Raw genomic sequence first — 18165 nt, forward strand, 5'->3', positions numbered from 1 at the left:
TCGTTTAAATCGACCTGAAAATTTTAAAACAGATCCATGAAAACATTTTTGCACGAAGATTTTTTACTTCCTAATAAAACAGCTCAAACACTCTATCATGAGTATGCGGCAAAGATGCCTATTGTCGATTACCATAATCACCTGTCTCCTGAAATTGCAGTCACTAACAGGCCTTTTGCAAACATGACTGATATATGGCTAAAAGGAGATCATTACAAGTGGAGAGCCATGCGAACAATGGGAGTAGCTGAAAAATATATCACCGGTAATGCAACTGACCATGAGAAATTTATGCAGTGGGCTAAAGTCGTGCCGCATACCATTCGCAATCCCTTGTTTCATTGGTCGCACATGGAATTAAAAAATCCGTTCGGGATAGATAAATTATTAAATGAAGGAAATGCAGAAACGATCTTTCAACATTGTAATAATTTATTGAAACAGCCGGAGTTTTCTCCCCGTGGATTATTAGATAAGTTTAATGTTGAAGTCATTGTAACTACCGACGATCCTTCGGATGATTTACAGTGGCACCGGCAAATGGCAAAAGAGCAGGATAAAGTGATAATGCTCCCCGCTTTTAGGTCAGATAAAATATTTCAGATAAATCAACGTGATTTTCAGGCATACCTTCAAAAACTGGGAAACGCAGCAGGTTTGGCCATTCATTCTTTGAATGATCTTTTTATCGCTTTGCAAAACCGTATCGATTTTTTTGCAGCACATGGTTGCTGCCTGGCTGACTATGGTTTAAGCGCCATTCCTTTTTGCAAAGATTATTCATTTACCAAAGCTGATCTTACCTTAAAGAAGATGATAGAAGGCAACTCTGTTCTTGCTGAGGAGGAGGTGTTAAATTATCAACTGGTGGTATTGCTTGAACTGTGTAAAATGTATCATCAAAAGCAATGGGTGCAGCAATTTCATTTGGGCGCACTCAGAAATGTGAATACACGTTTACTGAATTTACTAGGAGCTGATGCAGGTGTTGATGTTATAAGTAGCTCAGCACAGGTAGAAAGTTTAGCCTTTTTCCTTAATGAACTCGATCAAAATAATCAGCTTGCCAAAACAATTCTGTACAATCTTTCTCCTGCAGATAACGAACAGTTTGCCGCTTTGGCCGGAGCTTTTCAGGGAGATGGGATCCAAGGGAAAGTGCAATATGGAGCGGCCTGGTGGTTCTTAGATCAAAAAGACGGCATTGAAAAGCAATTGGATACGTTATCTAACATCGGTTTGTTAAGCTGTTTTGTGGGCATGCTTACTGATTCACGTAGTTTTCTTTCCTTTTCTCGTCATGAGTATTTCAGGAGAGTTTTGTGTGCTAAACTCGGTCAGGAGATGGAACAGGGAATTTTACCCAATGATATTTCCGGGATAGGGGAGTTAATAAAAAATATCAGTTATTTTAACGCAAAAAAATATTTCAATTTTAAATGTCCAACATCCAAGCTACACTCACCTTTGGTGAACTCTTATTCCGTATAAGTCCAGAGTTAGAGCAGCAAAATGCCGGTTTTTTTGTAGGTGGTGCCGAGCTAAATGTAGCGTCGGCATTAGGCCTCTGGGGGCAGGCTGTTTCCTATTGTACCGTTTTACCTGATAATATATTAACTCGGCAGGTTTTAGCCAAACTTAAAGAAATCGGAATAAATACGGATGCTATTATTTTGAGTGGAGATCGAATTGGAGCTTATTATCTCACTCAAGGCGCAGATGTAAAAAACCAGGGTGTAATTTATGACCGGGCACATTCTGCTTTTTCTCAATTGAAACCGGGCATGATCGATTGGGAAAATGTGTTACAAAATGTAGATTGGTTTCATTGGAGTGCGATCACTCCCGCATTGTCTCAAAATCATGCTGATGTATGCATGGAAGCTTTAGCCTATGCAAAGAGCAAGGGTATCACAACCTCCGTAGATTTAAATTACCGTTCAAAACTTTGGAACTATGGTGTTGAACCTATTGACGTAATACCCGGATTGGTGAGGCATTGTGATGTGGTAATGGGCAATATGTGGGCTGTAGAAAAAATGCTGGGTATATCGGTTGATTCAACAGTTTCATGTGAAAATCAAAATGAAGACGCTGTTTATTTGAAAGCAGGGGAGGATTCGGCCATAAAACTGAAACAGCAATTCCCAAATTGCAAAGCCGTGGCTTATACCTATCGTTTTTCAATGCATGAGAACACCCTTCGTTATTTTTCTTCACTGCACGCCGATCAGTATTATAGTTCGTCGGTTTATACATCTAATAAAATAGTTGATAGGGTAGGGACTGGAGATGCCTTTATGGCAGGATTAATAGTAGGGCTAAAAAATAAAACGCTTTATTCAGATACCTTAAAATTGGCAACGGCTTCGGCTTTTAGTAAGTTTTTTGTTCTGGGTGATTGCAATACAACTCCATTAAAAAATATTCAGCAATTGGTTTATGAAAACTCATGAAATGCAACAAGATACAGTTCAAGAACTTACTAAATCAAAGGTTTTGCCTTTATTTTATCATGAAGGCATAGAGGTCTGCAAGGGGTTGCTAACTGCTTGTTATAATGGAGGTGTGAAAGCTGTAGAGTTTACTAACAGAGGTAAAAATGCATTGGAGAATTTCGCTCTGCTTCGCACTTTTGCATTGGAACATTTTCCCGATATGATTATTGGGGTGGGAACCATTAAAAATAGGGCAGAAGCAGAATGTTTTTGGAAAGCAGGAGCAGCCTTTATAGTAAGTCCTGCATTGGATGAAGAAACGGGTGTTTTTTGTTTAGAAAAAGAACTGTTATGGATTCCTGGCTGCATGACTCCCAGCGAAATAAACAAAGCTGTTCAATTGGGTTGTAGCCTGATAAAATTATTCCCGGCCAATGTATTGGGTGCAGGCTTTTCGAAAGCCATGAAAGACATTTTTCCGGATACAAAATTTATCGTGACCGGTGGAATCGATGCAAAACTTATTGACATTGAAAAGTGGGTGAACAATAATGTTATTGCTGTTGGCTTGGGGAGTAGTTTAATTAAAAACGATTGGATAGCCGATAAAAGGTTTGATGAGATAACACGAACATTACGGGAGATTTGTATTCAATAATAAATCCGGATTATTAATAGCCCTGTGTCATGAACTGGAAGCGATTAAATTGCAAGTCCAGATTTAGATGGTTAATACTCAATAAGCTCACATTCTAAATTAATATTTTGATAGCCTTCCTCTTTTGGTCCATTCATTAACTTTAATAAGAGCACAATAGCCTGTTCTCCAATTTTATACGGTCGTTCATCCAGCGAGGCTAGTGGTTTTTCATCAAAATATTCAAACATTGGCAAATTGCCAAAACCAATGAACTCCATTTTTTTTTTATTGGTTGGTGATTGTTTCCTCAGAAACTGCATTGCGTCAAGCACCATATAGTCTTTAAAGCAAAGAACTGCGGTAGGCGGTTGATCCATCTGTAGTAGTTCTTTCATTGCTTTTTGGGTTCCGGCTTTTGTTAGGTCACATACTTTTATTAAGTCTGCATTGTAGGCAATATTATTTCTCAATAAGGCATCCTTATAACCTTCATAACGATGTTCACTGGTTAGTAAAGAATCGGGCCCTTTTAAATGGGCGATCCGCCTATGGCCTTGAGCTACCAAAAAATCAACTGCTTTAGCCGCTGCCTCATTACCATTACACGATACCCAGTTACGTAACATTACTCCTTTAGGTTGTCGAACAAAATATACTACCGGTATTCCTGCTTTTTCTAATGCATTAAAGTGATCGTATGACGTGGTTTCTTTGGAAACAGCAACGATAACACCATCAACCTGGGCACGTTGCATGATATCTACCAATTCTTTCTCTCTTGTTAAACTTTCATGTGATTGAGTGATAAATACATTGTAGTTGTTTTTCAATGCGTAATCTTCAATCCCGTTAACTGTAAGCGTAAAAAACTGGTCGATAAGTGTTGGCAAAATCACTCCGATAATCGATGATTTTTGCTTCCTTAACTGTATCGCTGCCTGGTTAGGCACATAATTGAGCTCCCTGGCCAGTTTCTGCACCCTCTCTTTGGTTGTCAAACCAATACTAGGGTGATTATGTAATGCTTTGGAAACGGTTGAAACGGAAATATTTAAATTTTTGGCAATTTCTTTAATGGTAGGTGCAGATCTCTTCATGGCCTTGTTTAAAGTACGAAAGATAACAATTTAAAAAAAATACGAAAACGTTTGAAATAGCCTATTCAAACGTTTTTGTAGCCTAATTCCACAATAACGGATTGATCAGGTTTTGATTTATGATTAATCAACTTACATTAAGGTAAATTTTAACCATTTAATAAGGATTCTAACAATTTGTTGTATGAGTGATCAAGTTAAAGTCTGGGAGGAGGATGTCCTAATTCCAACCTATCCTATTGGAAACCCTGAAAAGAACCCTATGTTTTTAGAAAAAAGGGTGTATCAGGGTAGTAGCGGTGTTGTTTATCCACATGCGGTAGTTGAAAAGATTTATGATGAGAAGACCGATAAAACATACAAAGGGGTGTTCCTGGAGAATGCTTATGTGAAAATCATGGTACTGCCCGAATTGGGAGGAAGGATTCAAATGGCGTATGATAAAGTAAAACAGCGCCATTTTATTTATTACAACCAGGTGATCAGGCCTGCTCTGGTGGGCTTAACCGGTCCTTGGATTTCCGGAGGTATTGAATTCAACTGGCCCCAGCACCACCGTCCCAGTACATTTGAACCAGTAGACTATACTATTGAGGAGAATAAAGATGGCAGCAAAACAGTATGGGTCAATGAAGTTGAGCGCATGTTCCGTACGAAGGGTATGGCCGGTTTTACACTTTACCCGGATAAGGCATATATTGAGATCAAAGGCAAGTTATACAATCGTACACCTTTTCCTCAAACCTTTTTATGGTGGGCCAATCCTGCAGTGAAAGTGAATGATCATTATCAATCTGTTTTTCCGCCAGATGTGTATGCTGTCTTTGACCATGGCAAGAGGGATGTGTCTTCATTTCCAATTGCAAAGGGAACCTACTACAAGGTGGATTATGCACCAGGGACCGACATTTCCCGATATAAGAACATACCGGTACCCACTTCGTATATGGCCATCACTTCAAAATATAATTTCATTGGGGGGTATGAGCATGATACTCAGGGTGGTTTATTACATATAGCAAATCATCATATTTCTCCAGGTAAGAAACAATGGACCTGGGGGCATAGCGAATTTGGACAAGCATGGGACCGGAACCTTACTGATGAAGACGGTCCATATATTGAACTGATGACAGGCGTATTCACGGATAACCAGCCTGATTTCTCCTGGCTGCAGCCTTATGAAGAAAAAACCTTTGTTCAATATTTTATGCCATATAGAGAAGTGGGTATGGTGAAGAACGCGACAAAGGAAGCTATCGCTGGACTGGAGATCAATCAAAAGGAGGTTACTATCAAACTTTATCTCACATCTCCATATAAGCAGGTGAAGGTTGCATTACTTCACTTGCAACAAGAATTGTATAGTGAAGTGATTAGCAGCTCACCAGAGCAACCGTACTTAAAAACAGTGGCACTGGCCAAGATGATAGCCCCGGAAAATATCAAACTTGTTATTACTAACCTGGAAAACAATAAAGTGCTGGTAAGTTATCAACAAGAGCAAGCCGTTGAGCAGGAAATTCCTTCTCCAGCCCAGGCAGCAAAGAAGCCGCAGGAAGTGGAGAATAATGAGCAATTATACCTGACCGGGTTGCATATTGAGCAGTACAGGCATGCAACTTTTGCTGCAACAGACTATTACGAGGAGGCACTCCGCAGGGATGATAAAGACATTAGATGTAATAATGCATTAGGATTATGGTTTCTACGCAAGGGACAATTTGCAAAGGCCGTACCTTATTTCAGAAAGGCAATTGCATCGCTAATACAGCGGAATCCCAATCCATATGATGGAGAGCCGTACTATAATTTAGCCTGGGCGTTGAAAATGCAAGGTAAAAACGAAGAGGCATTTGACTCTTTTTATAAAAGTGTTTGGAACGATGCATGGCAACATGCGGGCTTTTTAAATTTAGCAAGAATTGCCTGTATCAAAAGTGACTTTGAAGAAGCTCTGGAACTTATTGAAAAATCGCTGATTAGGAATTATCATAGTCATACGGCAAGGCATGTGAAGGTATTCATATTAAGAAAGCTGGGCAGAGTGGAAGAAGCCTCAGTTTTGATCGCTGAATCATTGTCAATTGATCCTTTCAACTTTGGATGTTTGTTTGAAAGGTACTTACTATTGTCCGCAGATGGTCAAACCATGGAAGCTGAATTTGCCTTGAATCAACTGTTGGAAGTGAGCCGCAATTGGGTGCATAATTTTATTGAATATGCATTTGACTATGCGCATGCGGGGTCATATGAAGAGGCCTCATTGTTGTTGCAGGTTCACCTCAGGAATAGCACAGAGCACTATCCAATGGTTCATTATTATTTAGGTTGGTTTGCTTACCAGCAAGGTCAGACGGAAGAGGCGATGGCTTGTTTTAAGCGGGCAGATTTACTGAAACCTGATTTTTGTTTCCCAAACCGAATAGAAGATGTTCCGGTGTTGCAGGCCGCCATCGCACTCAATCCAAAGGATGCAAAAGCCCCATACTATTTGGGCAATTTCTGGTATGATAAACGCCAATATCATGAAGCTATCGAGTGTTGGGAATACTCAGTACAGATCGATGATCGTTTTCCAACCGTGCACCGCAATCTTTCACTGGCTTATTACAACAAGTTGAAGGATCCTGAAAAAGCACTTGTTTCTTTAGAAAAAGCCTTCTCATTAGATCCTACTGATGCCAGGGTATTGATGGAGTTGGATCAATTACATAAGAAACTGAATACACCACATCAACAACGTTTAGAGCTTTTGGAAAATTATTTGCCAATAGTAGAGTTTCGTGATGATCTATACCTGGAAAGAGTGACACTTTGTAACCAACTGGGCAACTTCAGAAAAGCGAAAGATTTAATTGCTGCTTATACTTTTCATCCATGGGAAGGTGGCGAAGGAAAGGTTGTAGGTCAATATCTGATTTGTCATATTGAGCTGGCAAAACTGGCTTTAAATGCGGGAGATGTTAATGAGGCCCTAGAACTGTTAACGCAAGCAGAAAATTACCCGGTAAGCCTGGGTGAAGGGAAATTATATGGAGCCCAGGAAAATGATATTCATTATTTGAAGGGATTGGCTTACGAACAATTGAATGAGAAAAAGAAGGCTGAGGAATATTTTCAAAAAGCTACGGAAGGGATCAGCCAACCAGTTCAAGCTATATTTTATAACGATCCGCAACCCGATAAGCTCTTTTACCAGGGGCTTGCCTGGATGAAATTGGGTGAACATGAAAAGGCTGTAGGTATTTTCAATAGGCTGATCAGTTTTGGGTTGGATCATATCAATGATTCCATCAGTATAGATTACTTCGCAGTTTCGCTACCCGACTTGTTGGTATTTGATGCCGATTTAGATCTTCGTAACCGGATCCATTGCCTCTATTTAATGGGACTTGGTAATGTAGGTTTGGGCAATCATACCAAAAACGCTGAGGCCTGTCTTAATGAGGTGTTGAGCCTGGATGTCAATCATCAGGGTGCTGCTATCCATAAAAGGATGATCAATTTTATTTCCCTTGTCGAACAATAATAATGCTTGTCAAGTATTGATGTAATTAAAATAAATGTCATTATATGAACAATACGCTTTTACTAGATGAACAACCTGTTCGTTTCAATAACGCCTATATAATAGGTATTTCCTTTATATCCGCTTTAGGGGGATATTTGTTTGGATTTGACTTTGCCGTTATCTCAGGGGCACTTCCTTTTTTGCGAACCGAGTTTGCTTTAAATGCCTGGTGGGAAGGTTTTTTAACAGGATCCCTGGCTTTAGGTTGTATTGCCGGTTGCATTATTGCGGGATCCCTGGCTGACCGTTATGGGCGCAGGCCCGGATTGATGCTGGCTGCCGCTATTTTTGCTCTTTCTTCTCTGGGTATGGCATTTTCAGTCAGCCTGTCCATGTTTGTTGTTATGCGTTTTGCAGCAGGAATCGGGGTAGGAATGGCATCTATGTTAAGTCCAATGTATATTGCTGAAATCTCACCGGCTAGCATCAGGGGGCGGAATGTTGCCATTAACCAGTTGACCATAGTGATCGGTATTTTAATCACCAACCTGGTAAATTATTCATTATCTGACAATGGGTCTGAGGCTTGGCGTTGGATGTTTGGACTGGGTACCATACCTGCTTTGTTTTTCCTGGTAGGTGTCATTTGGTTGCCGGAAAGTCCGCGGTGGTTGGTAAAAGCAGGTAAGGATGCACAAGCACAAAAGGTACTAGGTAAAATAGGAAGTGAAGGTTTTGTAAGCGGAACCTTGTCTGATATAGAAGCATCTTTGCAAGGTGTAAAAAAGCAACCTTTTGCTGCGGTATTTAATAAAAGTGTTCGGCCGGCAGTTTTGCTGGGCATCACTCTGGCTGTGTTTCAGCAATTGTGCGGTATTAATGTTGTTTTTAATTATACTTCAACGATTTTCGAATCTGTTGGTGCAGACCTTGACAGGCAGCTTTTTGAAACGGTATCTATTGGTGTCGTGAATCTGATTTTTACACTTGTGGCCATGTGGCAGGTGGATAAGCTTGGCAGACGCCCATTGATGCTGTTTGGTTCTTTAGGGTTATCGGTTTTATATGTCGTGCTGTCTTTCGCATTACAGTTCCAGGCCAGCGCAGCATTGGTTTCTTTGTTCGTGTTGTTGGCTATTGCCACCTATGCAACCTCACTGGCGCCGGTTACCTGGGTGTTGATCTCTGAAATCTTCCCTAATAAAATACGTGGCATGGCTTCCTCTGTTGCAATTGTGTCTTTATGGAGTGCTTATTTTATCCTGGTGTTTACATTTCCAATCCTGGCTGAAAAACTGGGTACTTATGGACCTTTTTACTTGTACGCTTGTATTTGTTTGTTAGGTTTTCTGTTTGTCAAATCCAAGGTGAAAGAAACAAAAGGACAAACATTAGAAGAGTTGGAATCAACAATGGTGACACATTAATATATGAATATGCTGGTTTAATGGCTCTATATAGCGTTTGACGACGGGGTTAGGGAGTCATTAGACCGTTTTTACTTATATGACAATATTCATCTATTCCCGGTTTGGGATTATACCAGTTTCGCTTAAGCGAGCCATGGAAATTGCTCCAAACTAATTTGAAACTTAGACGGATGGATACGGAGATAACTCTGATGTCTCCGAATAAAACAATGTAAAAGAATGTTTACGCTGCAACGATTCTTGCAAGGTTTAGGGGTAAAGAACTGGATCAGTTAATTAATCGCCTTGTCGGGGAAAGGTCTTTTGGCGAAAAGCAGGAAGTCCACAAGTACAAGGAAGAACAAGGCTTGTATGATCTTTCATGGAATTACGAGAGGTTCAAAAGTCTAAAGAAACCGCTGTGTGCGAGAGTATACACGGTGGAGTGAGAGGGAGTAATCTCCCTCCCTGCTCGATTTTGGGCTAATCAGCTAATAAAAAAACGTCGTAGTACTTTGGTGTGCTGCGACGTTTTTAAATTTTATGAAATTTAGGGTTATTTCATTGTTTTGGCCTCAGCAATTAATTTGTTATTAAGTGTAACATAGTCATCGTTCTTGTCGGCGGCAGCTTTTGTTTTTGATACTTCTGCGGTTTCAATTGCGCCTTTATAATCCTTCAGCTTTAGTTGGATTTTGGCTTTAAGGTGATAGATCCAATAAGCATCAGGTTGAGTTTTTATTGCCTCATCGGCCCAAACAAGCGCTTGTTTCAGGTCTTTATTATTCTCGTAGTAATAATTCGCTGCCTGAAAATAAGGTTTTTTCTCACCCTTCATAGCTTCAGTAATGTTTGCCATGATTTTACTGTCAATTTCGGCAGTTACGGTAAAATACACCTCAACATTATCCCATCTTAAATCAATATCGGTTGAGCTAGGCTTAACATTATCGAACGTTATACTAAAGGTTTCAACGCTAGATGGTAGCTTGCGGGTTTTTGCTTTAAAACGCAGTACATCCTCTTCTTGTTTATATACTGTCCCCCAGTTTTTAACTCCTTTATTAATGATTATTTCCCATTCATTTTCACCTGGGATAGTGTATAATGCATATTCGCCGGCAGCAATAGCATTGCCGTTCAATTTTACATCTTCACCAAAAATAATTTTGGTGGCATTATTGGCTCCTGTTCTCCATACTTTGTTATAAGGCACTAAATCGCCGAAGATTTTTCTTCCTTTAACTCCAGGTCTTGAATAATCAATTTCAATGCTTGAAAGAGCGAAGTCTTGTCGGATTGATTGTGCAGGACTTGGTTGCGGCGTTTTAAGGCCTTGTGCTTTTGCAAAGTTTAAGCCGCATAGTACCAATGTTAATGTGGCTAGATTGAAAATTGTCCGTTTCATTTTAATGGCTGATTGTTTAGACTCTAAGTTAACAAATTTGATTTACTCCGTTTTGCTAATGTTCATTAAGAAATGATCGGATTTTTTAATAAATGCATAAGTATGAGAAACTCATTTCAATATGCATTTATGTAAAAGGTGGTAAATGTGGGGGAGATTATTAATGCTCAAATTTATTCAGAAAAACATGGATGTTAAAAAATAAAATTTCAAAATGTCTTTTTTGTAATTCTTTATTTTTAATTTATTGATAATCAAACTATGTATTCTTTAGATTATTGATATTTTTAAATTTTGTGCTATTTTCACGAAGTTTGAATAGTTAAATTTTAGTGAGATGAGTATGATCTTAACCGATTTCGAGTACCTTGAAGAGACAGATACTAAATTTAAAAAAACACTTGCAATGGAAATTAAGCGTGCAAGAGAATCAAAACGACTTACCCAAAAGGAATTTTATTCCGCAACGGGGATCAACATCGCCAGAATTGAAACAGGGAAACAACATATTTCAGTTAAAACACTAAGAGTAGTTTGTTATACGCTTGACATTTCTTTGGGAGGGCTATTTAACTGCGTAAGGTGTTAAGCTATCTTAACGTTTTTCCTAAACCGCTACCTGGTCGATCTGCGTTTCTTACTGTCAAATTTTCATCTAGCTCAAAACTTCTTTAATGCGGCCTGTCATAAAACTGACAAAATTTTCAAACAAGGCTGACATTCGGGAGGTGGCATGGTTAGTGATAAGCCTTGTGCAAACTTCAATAAAATTATAATATATATAGACTATGGCATTAAATATTAAACCTATCGGAGACAGAGTGGTTGTTGAACCAGCTCCTGCAGAAACAACTACTGCCGGAGGAATCATTATTCCGGATACCGCTAAAGAAAAGCCTCAAAAAGGAATTGTAGTAGCAGTTGGTGCAGGTAAAAAAGACGAGCCTATGACTGTAGCTGTAGGCGATACTGTGCTTTACGGTAAATATGCAGGTACCGAAGTTACCTTTGAAGGTAAAGAACTTCTAATTATGCGTGAATCTGATATCTACGCAGTTATCTAAATTTAGTATTGAAATATGAGTAGTGAGTAGATGCATTACAGTGCAAAATCCATCATTCTTAATACGCATATCGAAATTCTCCAATCAATTCTGAAAAATTTCAATTCGAAATAAAAAATGGCAAAATTAGTAAAATACAATGTTGACGCGCGTGATGCTTTAAAACGCGGTGTTGATACTTTAGCAAATGCAGTTAAAGTTACTTTGGGTCCTAAAGGCCGTAATGTAATTATTGATAAAAAATTCGGTGCTCCATCAATTACTAAAGATGGTGTTACGGTAGCGAAAGAAATTGATTTGAAAGACCCAATCGAAAATATGGGTGCTCAAATGGTGAAAGAAGTTGCTTCAAAAACTGCTGATATTGCAGGTGATGGTACTACTACTGCAACCGTTTTAGCTCAAGCAATTGTTACTGCAGGTGTTAAAAACGTAGCTGCTGGTGCTAATCCGATGGATTTAAAGCGTGGTATTGATAAAGCGGTTACAGCTGTTGTAGCAAGCTTAAAAGCTCAATCACAAGTTGTAGGTGACGATAACAAAAAGATTAAACAAGTTGCTACTATATCAGCAAACAATGACGAAGTAATTGGTTCATTGATCGCTGAGGCAATGGATAAAGTGAAAAAAGAAGGTGTTATTACTGTTGAAGAGGCAAAAGGTACAGATACTACTGTCGAGGTAGTTGAAGGTATGCAATTCGATCGCGGTTACCTTTCTCCATATTTTGTAACCAATCCAGAGAAAATGGAAGCAGAATTGGAAAATCCTTTCATCTTGATTTACGATAAGAAAATCTCTTCAATGAAAGAATTACTTCCGGTTTTGGAAAAAACAGTTCAAACTGGTCGTCCATTATTAATCATTGCTGAAGATCTTGAAGGCGAAGCTTTAGCTACATTGGTAGTTAATAAAATCCAAGGCCGCTTAAAAGTAGCTGCAGTTAAAGCTCCAGGTTTCGGCGATCGTCGTAAAGCGATGTTGGAAGATATTGCTATTCTTACTGGTGGTACTGTTGTTTCGGAAGAACGTGGTTACAAATTAGAAAATGCTGACCTTACTTACCTAGGACAAGCTGAGAAAGTAGTTATCGACAAAGACAACACTACAGTAATTAACGGTGGTGGTAAAAAAGATGACATTCACGCTCGTGTTGGTCAAATCAAAGCACAAATCGAAACTACCACATCTGATTACGATAAAGAAAAACTTCAAGAGCGTTTAGCTAAATTGGCTGGCGGAGTTGCAGTTCTTTATGTAGGTGCTGCTACAGAGGTTGAAATGAAAGAGAAAAAAGACCGTGTGGATGATGCATTACATGCTACTCGTGCCGCTGTTGAAGAAGGTATTATTGCTGGCGGTGGCGTTGCTTTAATTCGTGCTGTTGCTGCTTTAGAAAACCTTAAAGGCCTTACTGAAGATGAAACTACAGGTATCGCTATCATTAAGCGTGCTATTGAAGAGCCTCTTCGTCAAATTTGTGAAAATGCAGGTATTGAAGGTTCTATCGTAGTTCAAAAAGTAAAAGAAGGTCAAGCTGATTTTGGTTATAATGCTCGTGAAGATCGTTACGAAAACCTGATCGCTGCTGGAGTTATCGATCCAGCTAAAGTAACTCGTGTTGCTTTGGAAAATGCAGCTTCAATCGCTTCAATGTTATTAACTACTGAATGTGTTTTAGCTGACGAACCTGCTGAAGATGCTGGTCATTCTCATGCTGCACCAGGAATGGGCGGTATGGGCGGAATGATGTAAGGGTTCTCCTAAAGAGGCTATCTCAATAGTCGAACTAACCAGTTTTTGTCATGTTGAGCGGAGTCGAAACATCTGTTTCATAATGATGTTACAGGCTCTTCGACTCAGCCTTTGAGATAGTTCTTCAAAATAAAAAACTCCCTTTTGGCGATGAGCTTAAAGGGAGTTTTATTTTATTTCAATAACTTTTCTAATTCGGATTTAACGACAGGCTCTAATAATTCCGCCCATTTTTTGTACATCTTACCTGAAAAATGAAGATTGTCAGGAGCAATATAACTGTCATCAGCAGTTGCTAAATATGATGTTGGTGTAATGTTGATATAATGAACTCCAAAGTTTAAAGTCTCCTCTTTATTTACCGCATTAAATTTGTTGATAGCATCAGTAATGACTTGTTTATCCCGGCCGTCATTGGCAAAAGGAGCAACGCTCCAATCTGGTATGGAAAGAACAAATACTTGTTTTTTGTTTCCTCCGGAAAGTTTATTGGCAATACGCAACAAACGTCGGAAATCATGGCGATACGCATCGATACTTCGGCGTCTGTATTGATTATTTACGCCGATAAGTAAAGTTACGATATCAAATGTTTGTTCAGGCTTAGCTTGTTTGATATCGGCAATGAGCTCATCTGTAGTCCAGCCGGTAGTAGCTATTATTGATTTGAGGTTAAGATGAATACCTTGTTGATTCAGGAGATCAACCAATTGAACAGGATAGCGATCTTTTTCTTCAACAGCTTCACCAATAGTATATGAATCTCCAAGAGCAAGATAAGTAAAGGTGTGTTGAGTCATAGTTTAAAGCTAATAAAAGTGAATTTAGGAGAGAACGTATATTCTTAAACGAGTTTCATTTCAAAAAGCTCACAAAGTTTGGTCTTTAGTATTTCTTTAGTTTCGTTAATATCAACTTCCCGGCTGAGTTCTTTGTTAAGTGAAGTAACGGCTTTATCGCTAATTCCACAAGGAACGATATTGCCAAAATAATTCAAATCGGCATTGACGTTGAATGCGAATCCATGCATCGTAACCCAACGACTACAGCGTACACCCATTGCGCAAATTTTACGTGCAGTCCAGGGATTGTTAGCATCAATCCATACGCCGGTTTGTCCTTCTGAACGGCCAGCTTCAATGCCATACTCTTTTAAGGTTAGAATGATGGCTTCTTCCAAATAACGCAGGTATTTATGGATATCAGTGAAGAAATGATCCAGATCTAGAATTGGATATCCTACAATTTGTCCGGGGCCATGATAAGTAATATCACCGCCACGATTTATTTTATAATAGGTTGCATGTTTTTCTTCCAATCCCTGCTCATTTAATAGCAGATGTTCTGGTTTACCACTTTTGCCCAGCGTATAAACATGTGGATGTTCACAGAAAATCAAAAAGTCTTCAGTTGGTAATTGCGATTCAGGCTTCGTTCGATTTTCGGTTTTTATGCGAACTGTTTCAGAAAAGAGAGTTTCCTGACGTTCCCAAGCCTCTTTATAATCGATTAATCCCCAATCTTGAAATTGTACTTCTTTCATTTTCGTAAAAATAACTTAAAACTTATAACTTAATACTTTCAGTCTACTCTATGGCACAACACAATGAACTCGGAAAAGTTGGCGAGCAACTTGCTAAAGATCACCTTATCTCAAAAGGTTATGCTATTTTGCAACAAAATTTTAGATACCAACATGCTGAAATTGATTTAATTGCACAAAAGAAAACTGAATTAATATTTGTCGAAGTAAAAACACGCACCGGTAATTTCTTCGGTAATCCAGAAGATTTTGTGTCCTATCAAAAAGAAAAACTGTTTGAATTGGCTGCTAATGAATTTATTCAACGTTTAGGTCATGAAGGAGAATGCAGGTTTGATATTATCTCCATTACTTTTAATAAGCATGATGATTCATACAAATTGCATCATATTGAAGATGCTTTTTTTCCGAGATAACCTATTCTTGTTCCTGCTGATAGTCTTCTGTCTGCTCTAATTTGTTCTCAGGATTATCAATATCATCGATTAGAAAAACATAAAACTCTTTGGGGCCATGTGCTCCCAAAACCAGCGTTTTCTCAATGTCGGCAGTACGGCTAGGGCCGGTTGTTACAGTTATGTTAGATGGAAGGCGATCGCTGTACTTCTCTTTCACAAGCGCGAATCCGTCTTTTAAATCAAGCACTAATTGCGAAGTATAAGCCAGTACAATATGTACATGGGGATAAATACTTAACCTGCGACCGCTTTGTTGACCACTCGAAATTAATACACTCCCATTACGCGCAATCAAAGCTTCACAAAGGGTAATCCCTACTTCTGCTTTTTCAAAATTTTTATCATTCGCTATGAAAGGATACTCGTATTTGCGTAATAAACGTTGTAGTTTGGTGTCCCAGCAAATAATCTTCAACCAATCCTTTTCTTCTGCAAGGCCGATAATGTTTTCAATAAAATGAATCTCATCTTCACAAAATACAAAATTACCTGCCACTTTTGTCAGTTCCTCGGCAAACATTACCTCAAGCATTTCCTTGTTTTGGAGATAAAGAGGGCTTTCCTCATAGTTTGAATGTGGGTTATCTCGTTTTTCAAGTAAGGCCTTACGAATATTTTTGAGCATTCGCTCTCTTGGAGTAGTGGTTGGCTTCATTAAGATGATATTTTGTGTAAAAGTAATTGAACAACTTTAGAGTTAAAATAGTAAATAAAAAACGCCCTTGTTAGGGCGTTTTTTATTTATGCTTGTTGTTCTTCTTCTGAGTTAGGAATTTCTATTTCAAGAGCAACCGATGGAGGAATTACTTCAGGCTTTTCTTCTTCGGCGATTGCGCCATTTACATACTCATCATAAGTAGTTCTGTTCGTAAACGGACGTTTGCCTAATAATTCTTCAAGATCACTCTGGAATAGAATTTCTTTTTCTAATAGCTTTTGAGCAAGTTTTTCTAAGCCTTCACGTTTTTCGATTAATAGATCTTTGGTTCGGGTGTAGATTTTATCAATTAGATTTCTCACCTCTACATCAATCATTTCGGCCGTTTTGTCAGAGTATGGCTTGCTAAAGTTGTATTCTCCTTGCGGATCGTTGAATGAAACGTTACCAATTTTGTCGTTCATACCATAAATTGTTACCATGGCATAAGCTAATTTGGTGATACGTTCCAGGTCATTCTGTGCACCTGTTGATATCTTTCCGAAGCTAATATCTTCAGCAACACGTCCACCCATGGTCATACACATACCGTCGGTAAGTTGCTCGGTGGTGTATAGGTATTGCTCTTTTGGTAAATATTGAGCATAGCCAAGAGCTGCAACACCACGAGGTACAATTGATACTTTTACCAATGGATCAGCATGTTCAAGGAACCAGCCGGCAATGGCATGCCCCGCTTCATGATAAGCCACGATTCTTTTCTCTTCAGGAGAAATAATTTTATTTCGTTTTTCCAGTCCGCCGATTACACGATCAATAGCATCCTGGAAATCTTTCATGTCAATTTCCTTTTTGTTACGACGAGCAGCTATTAAGGCCGCCTCGTTACAAACGTTCATGATCTCAGCACCTGCAAAACCTGGGGTTTGAGCCGAAAGCTTTTTCGCATCCACATCGCTACCCATTTTTAATGGTTTTAGGTGAACTCTGAAAATTTCTTCACGACCGTTTAAGTCAGGTTTGTCAATTGAAATTTGACGGTCAAAACGTCCTGGGCGCATTAAGGCTGAATCCAGTACATCCGGACGGTTTGTCGCTGCCATGATAATGACTCCAGAATCTGTTGAGAAACCATCCATTTCAACCAAAAGCTGATTTAAGGTGTTCTCGCGCTCATCATTGCCACCCATGATTTGATTTTTGCCACGTGCACGGCCAATAGCATCGATCTCATCAATAAAGATAATACAAGGAGCTTTATCGCGAGCTTGACGGAATAAATCACGCACACGTGATGCGCCTACTCCTACAAACATCTCCACAAAATCAGAGCCGGAAAGGGAGAAGAAAGGCACTTGCGCTTCACCTGCAACGGCTTTAGCTAACAAAGTTTTTCCTGTTCCCGGGGCGCCAACTAAAAGTACACCCTTTGGAATTTTACCGCCAAGGCTGGTGTATTTTTTAGGATATTTCAGGAAGTCAACAACTTCCATTACTTCTAATTTGGCTTCTTCAAGGCCGGCAACATCGTTAAATGTGATATTGACTTGTGACTCTTTGTCAAAAAGAGTAGCCTTGGATTTGCCAATATTGAAAATTTGTCCGCCCGGACCGCCACCTCCGCCTGTCATTCGGCGCATGATAAAAATCCAGAAAACAGCAATTAACGCAATCGGCAAAATCCATTGAATTAAAAAACTCAACCAAGGACTTTCCTGTTTCTGTTTATCCTGAATTTTAACTTGGTCAGCTACCGGAAAATCTTTTTGTACTGATTCAATTTTATCTCTTACCCCTTTGTAATCAAAAGTGGTAAAAACATAATGAGGGCCAGTGTTTGATCCGAAAGTGCTGCGTGAACTTAGGTCTTTATACTTATCATTATTAAGTCGATCTTTTTTGATATATACATAAAACTCGTAAGCATTATTTCCGGTTTGGTATACATCAACTTTTTCAACGTCATGTGATTTTAGCATTTTGCTCTCAAAATCTTCATAGGAAGTATTGACAGGTGAATTGCCAGGATATAAAAGATTAAAGCCAATGATCATGGCCAAAATGATACCGTAGATCCATAATCCATTGAATTTTGGTGTTTTAGGAAGGATCTTTTTCGGCATTTTATCCTTTTTTGATTCCGAATTGTTCTCTCTCATTTAAATTAATATGCGATATGTA

The 18165-nt window shown here is 39.0% G+C and carries 15 protein-coding genes; 9 read left to right on the forward strand and 6 right to left on the reverse strand.

The window, feature by feature from the left end; translation table 11 throughout:
* Positions 1-36 precede the first annotated feature (36 nt).
* The 3 genes from uxaC to FN756_RS08100 are packed head-to-tail and all read left to right on the forward strand — an operon-like array spanning position 37 to position 3096.
* Complete coding sequence (uxaC, locus tag FN756_RS08090) at positions 37-1491, forward strand: glucuronate isomerase (RefSeq protein WP_142603130.1); 1455 nt, start codon at positions 37-39, stop codon at positions 1489-1491.
* The gene (locus tag FN756_RS08095) at positions 1440-2456 is read left to right on the forward strand and encodes a sugar kinase (RefSeq protein ID WP_142603132.1); all 1017 of its coding nucleotides are present in this window, start codon (positions 1440-1442) and stop codon (positions 2454-2456) included. Before uxaC ends, FN756_RS08095 begins: the two co-directional genes overlap by 52 nt.
* Positions 2443-3096: a bifunctional 4-hydroxy-2-oxoglutarate aldolase/2-dehydro-3-deoxy-phosphogluconate aldolase gene (locus FN756_RS08100; RefSeq protein ID WP_142603134.1), complete on the forward strand. Its 654-nt coding sequence runs from the start codon at positions 2443-2445 to the stop codon at positions 3094-3096. Before FN756_RS08095 ends, FN756_RS08100 begins: the two co-directional genes overlap by 14 nt.
* Positions 3097-3167: 71 nt before the next feature.
* On the opposite strand, the gene FN756_RS08105 is transcribed toward FN756_RS08100, so the two are convergent.
* Entirely contained in the window at positions 3168-4175 is a 1008-nt protein-coding gene (locus tag FN756_RS08105; RefSeq protein WP_142603136.1) for a LacI family DNA-binding transcriptional regulator, read from the reverse strand.
* A 184-nt stretch (positions 4176-4359) separates the two neighbouring features.
* Here FN756_RS08105 and FN756_RS08110 point away from each other — a divergent pair, with 184 nt between their 5' ends.
* On the forward strand, positions 4360-7707 hold the full coding sequence (locus tag FN756_RS08110) for a DUF5107 domain-containing protein (protein WP_142603138.1): 3348 nt from the start codon (positions 4360-4362) through the stop codon (positions 7705-7707).
* A 44-nt stretch (positions 7708-7751) separates the two neighbouring features.
* Positions 7752-9116 carry a sugar porter family MFS transporter gene (locus FN756_RS08115; protein ID WP_142603140.1) on the forward strand — a complete coding sequence of 455 codons (1365 nt, stop codon included), beginning with the start codon at positions 7752-7754 and terminating at the stop codon, positions 9114-9116.
* A gap of 538 nt (positions 9117-9654) precedes the next feature.
* On the opposite strand, the gene FN756_RS08120 is transcribed toward FN756_RS08115, so the two are convergent.
* On the reverse strand, positions 9655-10506 hold the full coding sequence (locus tag FN756_RS08120) for a DUF2911 domain-containing protein (protein WP_142603142.1): 852 nt from the start codon (positions 10504-10506) through the stop codon (positions 9655-9657).
* Between the two features lie 337 nt (positions 10507-10843).
* Here FN756_RS08120 and FN756_RS08125 point away from each other — a divergent pair, with 337 nt between their 5' ends.
* The 3 genes from FN756_RS08125 (at position 10844) to groL (ending at position 13325) form a co-directional block, all read left to right on the forward strand.
* Positions 10844-11095: a helix-turn-helix domain-containing protein gene (locus FN756_RS08125; protein ID WP_142603144.1), complete on the forward strand. Its 252-nt coding sequence runs from the start codon at positions 10844-10846 to the stop codon at positions 11093-11095.
* A gap of 199 nt (positions 11096-11294) precedes the next feature.
* Positions 11295-11570 carry a co-chaperone GroES gene (locus tag FN756_RS08130; protein WP_142603146.1) on the forward strand — a complete coding sequence of 92 codons (276 nt, stop codon included), beginning with the start codon at positions 11295-11297 and terminating at the stop codon, positions 11568-11570.
* 117 nt (positions 11571-11687) lie between these two features.
* Positions 11688-13325 carry a chaperonin GroEL gene (groL, locus tag FN756_RS08135; RefSeq protein ID WP_142603148.1) on the forward strand — a complete coding sequence of 546 codons (1638 nt, stop codon included), beginning with the start codon at positions 11688-11690 and terminating at the stop codon, positions 13323-13325.
* A 173-nt stretch (positions 13326-13498) separates the two neighbouring features.
* Here the strand turns inward: groL and FN756_RS08140 are convergent, their stop codons facing one another.
* Together FN756_RS08140 and lipB are read right to left on the reverse strand one after the other, a co-directional pair.
* The gene (locus tag FN756_RS08140; protein ID WP_142603150.1) at positions 13499-14125 is read right to left on the reverse strand and encodes an SGNH/GDSL hydrolase family protein; all 627 of its coding nucleotides are present in this window, start codon (positions 14123-14125) and stop codon (positions 13499-13501) included.
* A 44-nt stretch (positions 14126-14169) separates the two neighbouring features.
* Positions 14170-14868: a lipoyl(octanoyl) transferase LipB gene (lipB, locus tag FN756_RS08145; RefSeq protein WP_142603152.1), complete on the reverse strand. Its 699-nt coding sequence runs from the start codon at positions 14866-14868 to the stop codon at positions 14170-14172.
* Between the two features lie 50 nt (positions 14869-14918).
* Here lipB and FN756_RS08150 point away from each other — a divergent pair, with 50 nt between their 5' ends.
* Positions 14919-15284, forward strand: a complete 366-nt coding sequence (locus tag FN756_RS08150; protein ID WP_142603154.1) for a YraN family protein — start codon at positions 14919-14921, stop codon at positions 15282-15284.
* A 1-nt stretch (position 15285) separates the two neighbouring features.
* On the opposite strand, the gene FN756_RS08155 is transcribed toward FN756_RS08150, so the two are convergent.
* Together FN756_RS08155 and ftsH are read right to left on the reverse strand one after the other, a co-directional pair.
* The gene (locus FN756_RS08155) at positions 15286-15981 is read right to left on the reverse strand and encodes a LutC/YkgG family protein (protein ID WP_142603156.1); all 696 of its coding nucleotides are present in this window, start codon (positions 15979-15981) and stop codon (positions 15286-15288) included.
* A gap of 86 nt (positions 15982-16067) precedes the next feature.
* Positions 16068-18143, reverse strand: coding sequence for an ATP-dependent zinc metalloprotease FtsH (gene ftsH, locus FN756_RS08160; RefSeq protein ID WP_142603157.1), 2076 nt, complete (start codon positions 18141-18143; stop codon positions 16068-16070).
* Positions 18144-18165 lie beyond the last annotated feature (22 nt).

This window comes from Solitalea koreensis, from assembly GCF_900182575.1.
GTDB lineage: Bacteria > Bacteroidota > Bacteroidia > Sphingobacteriales > Sphingobacteriaceae > Solitalea > Solitalea koreensis.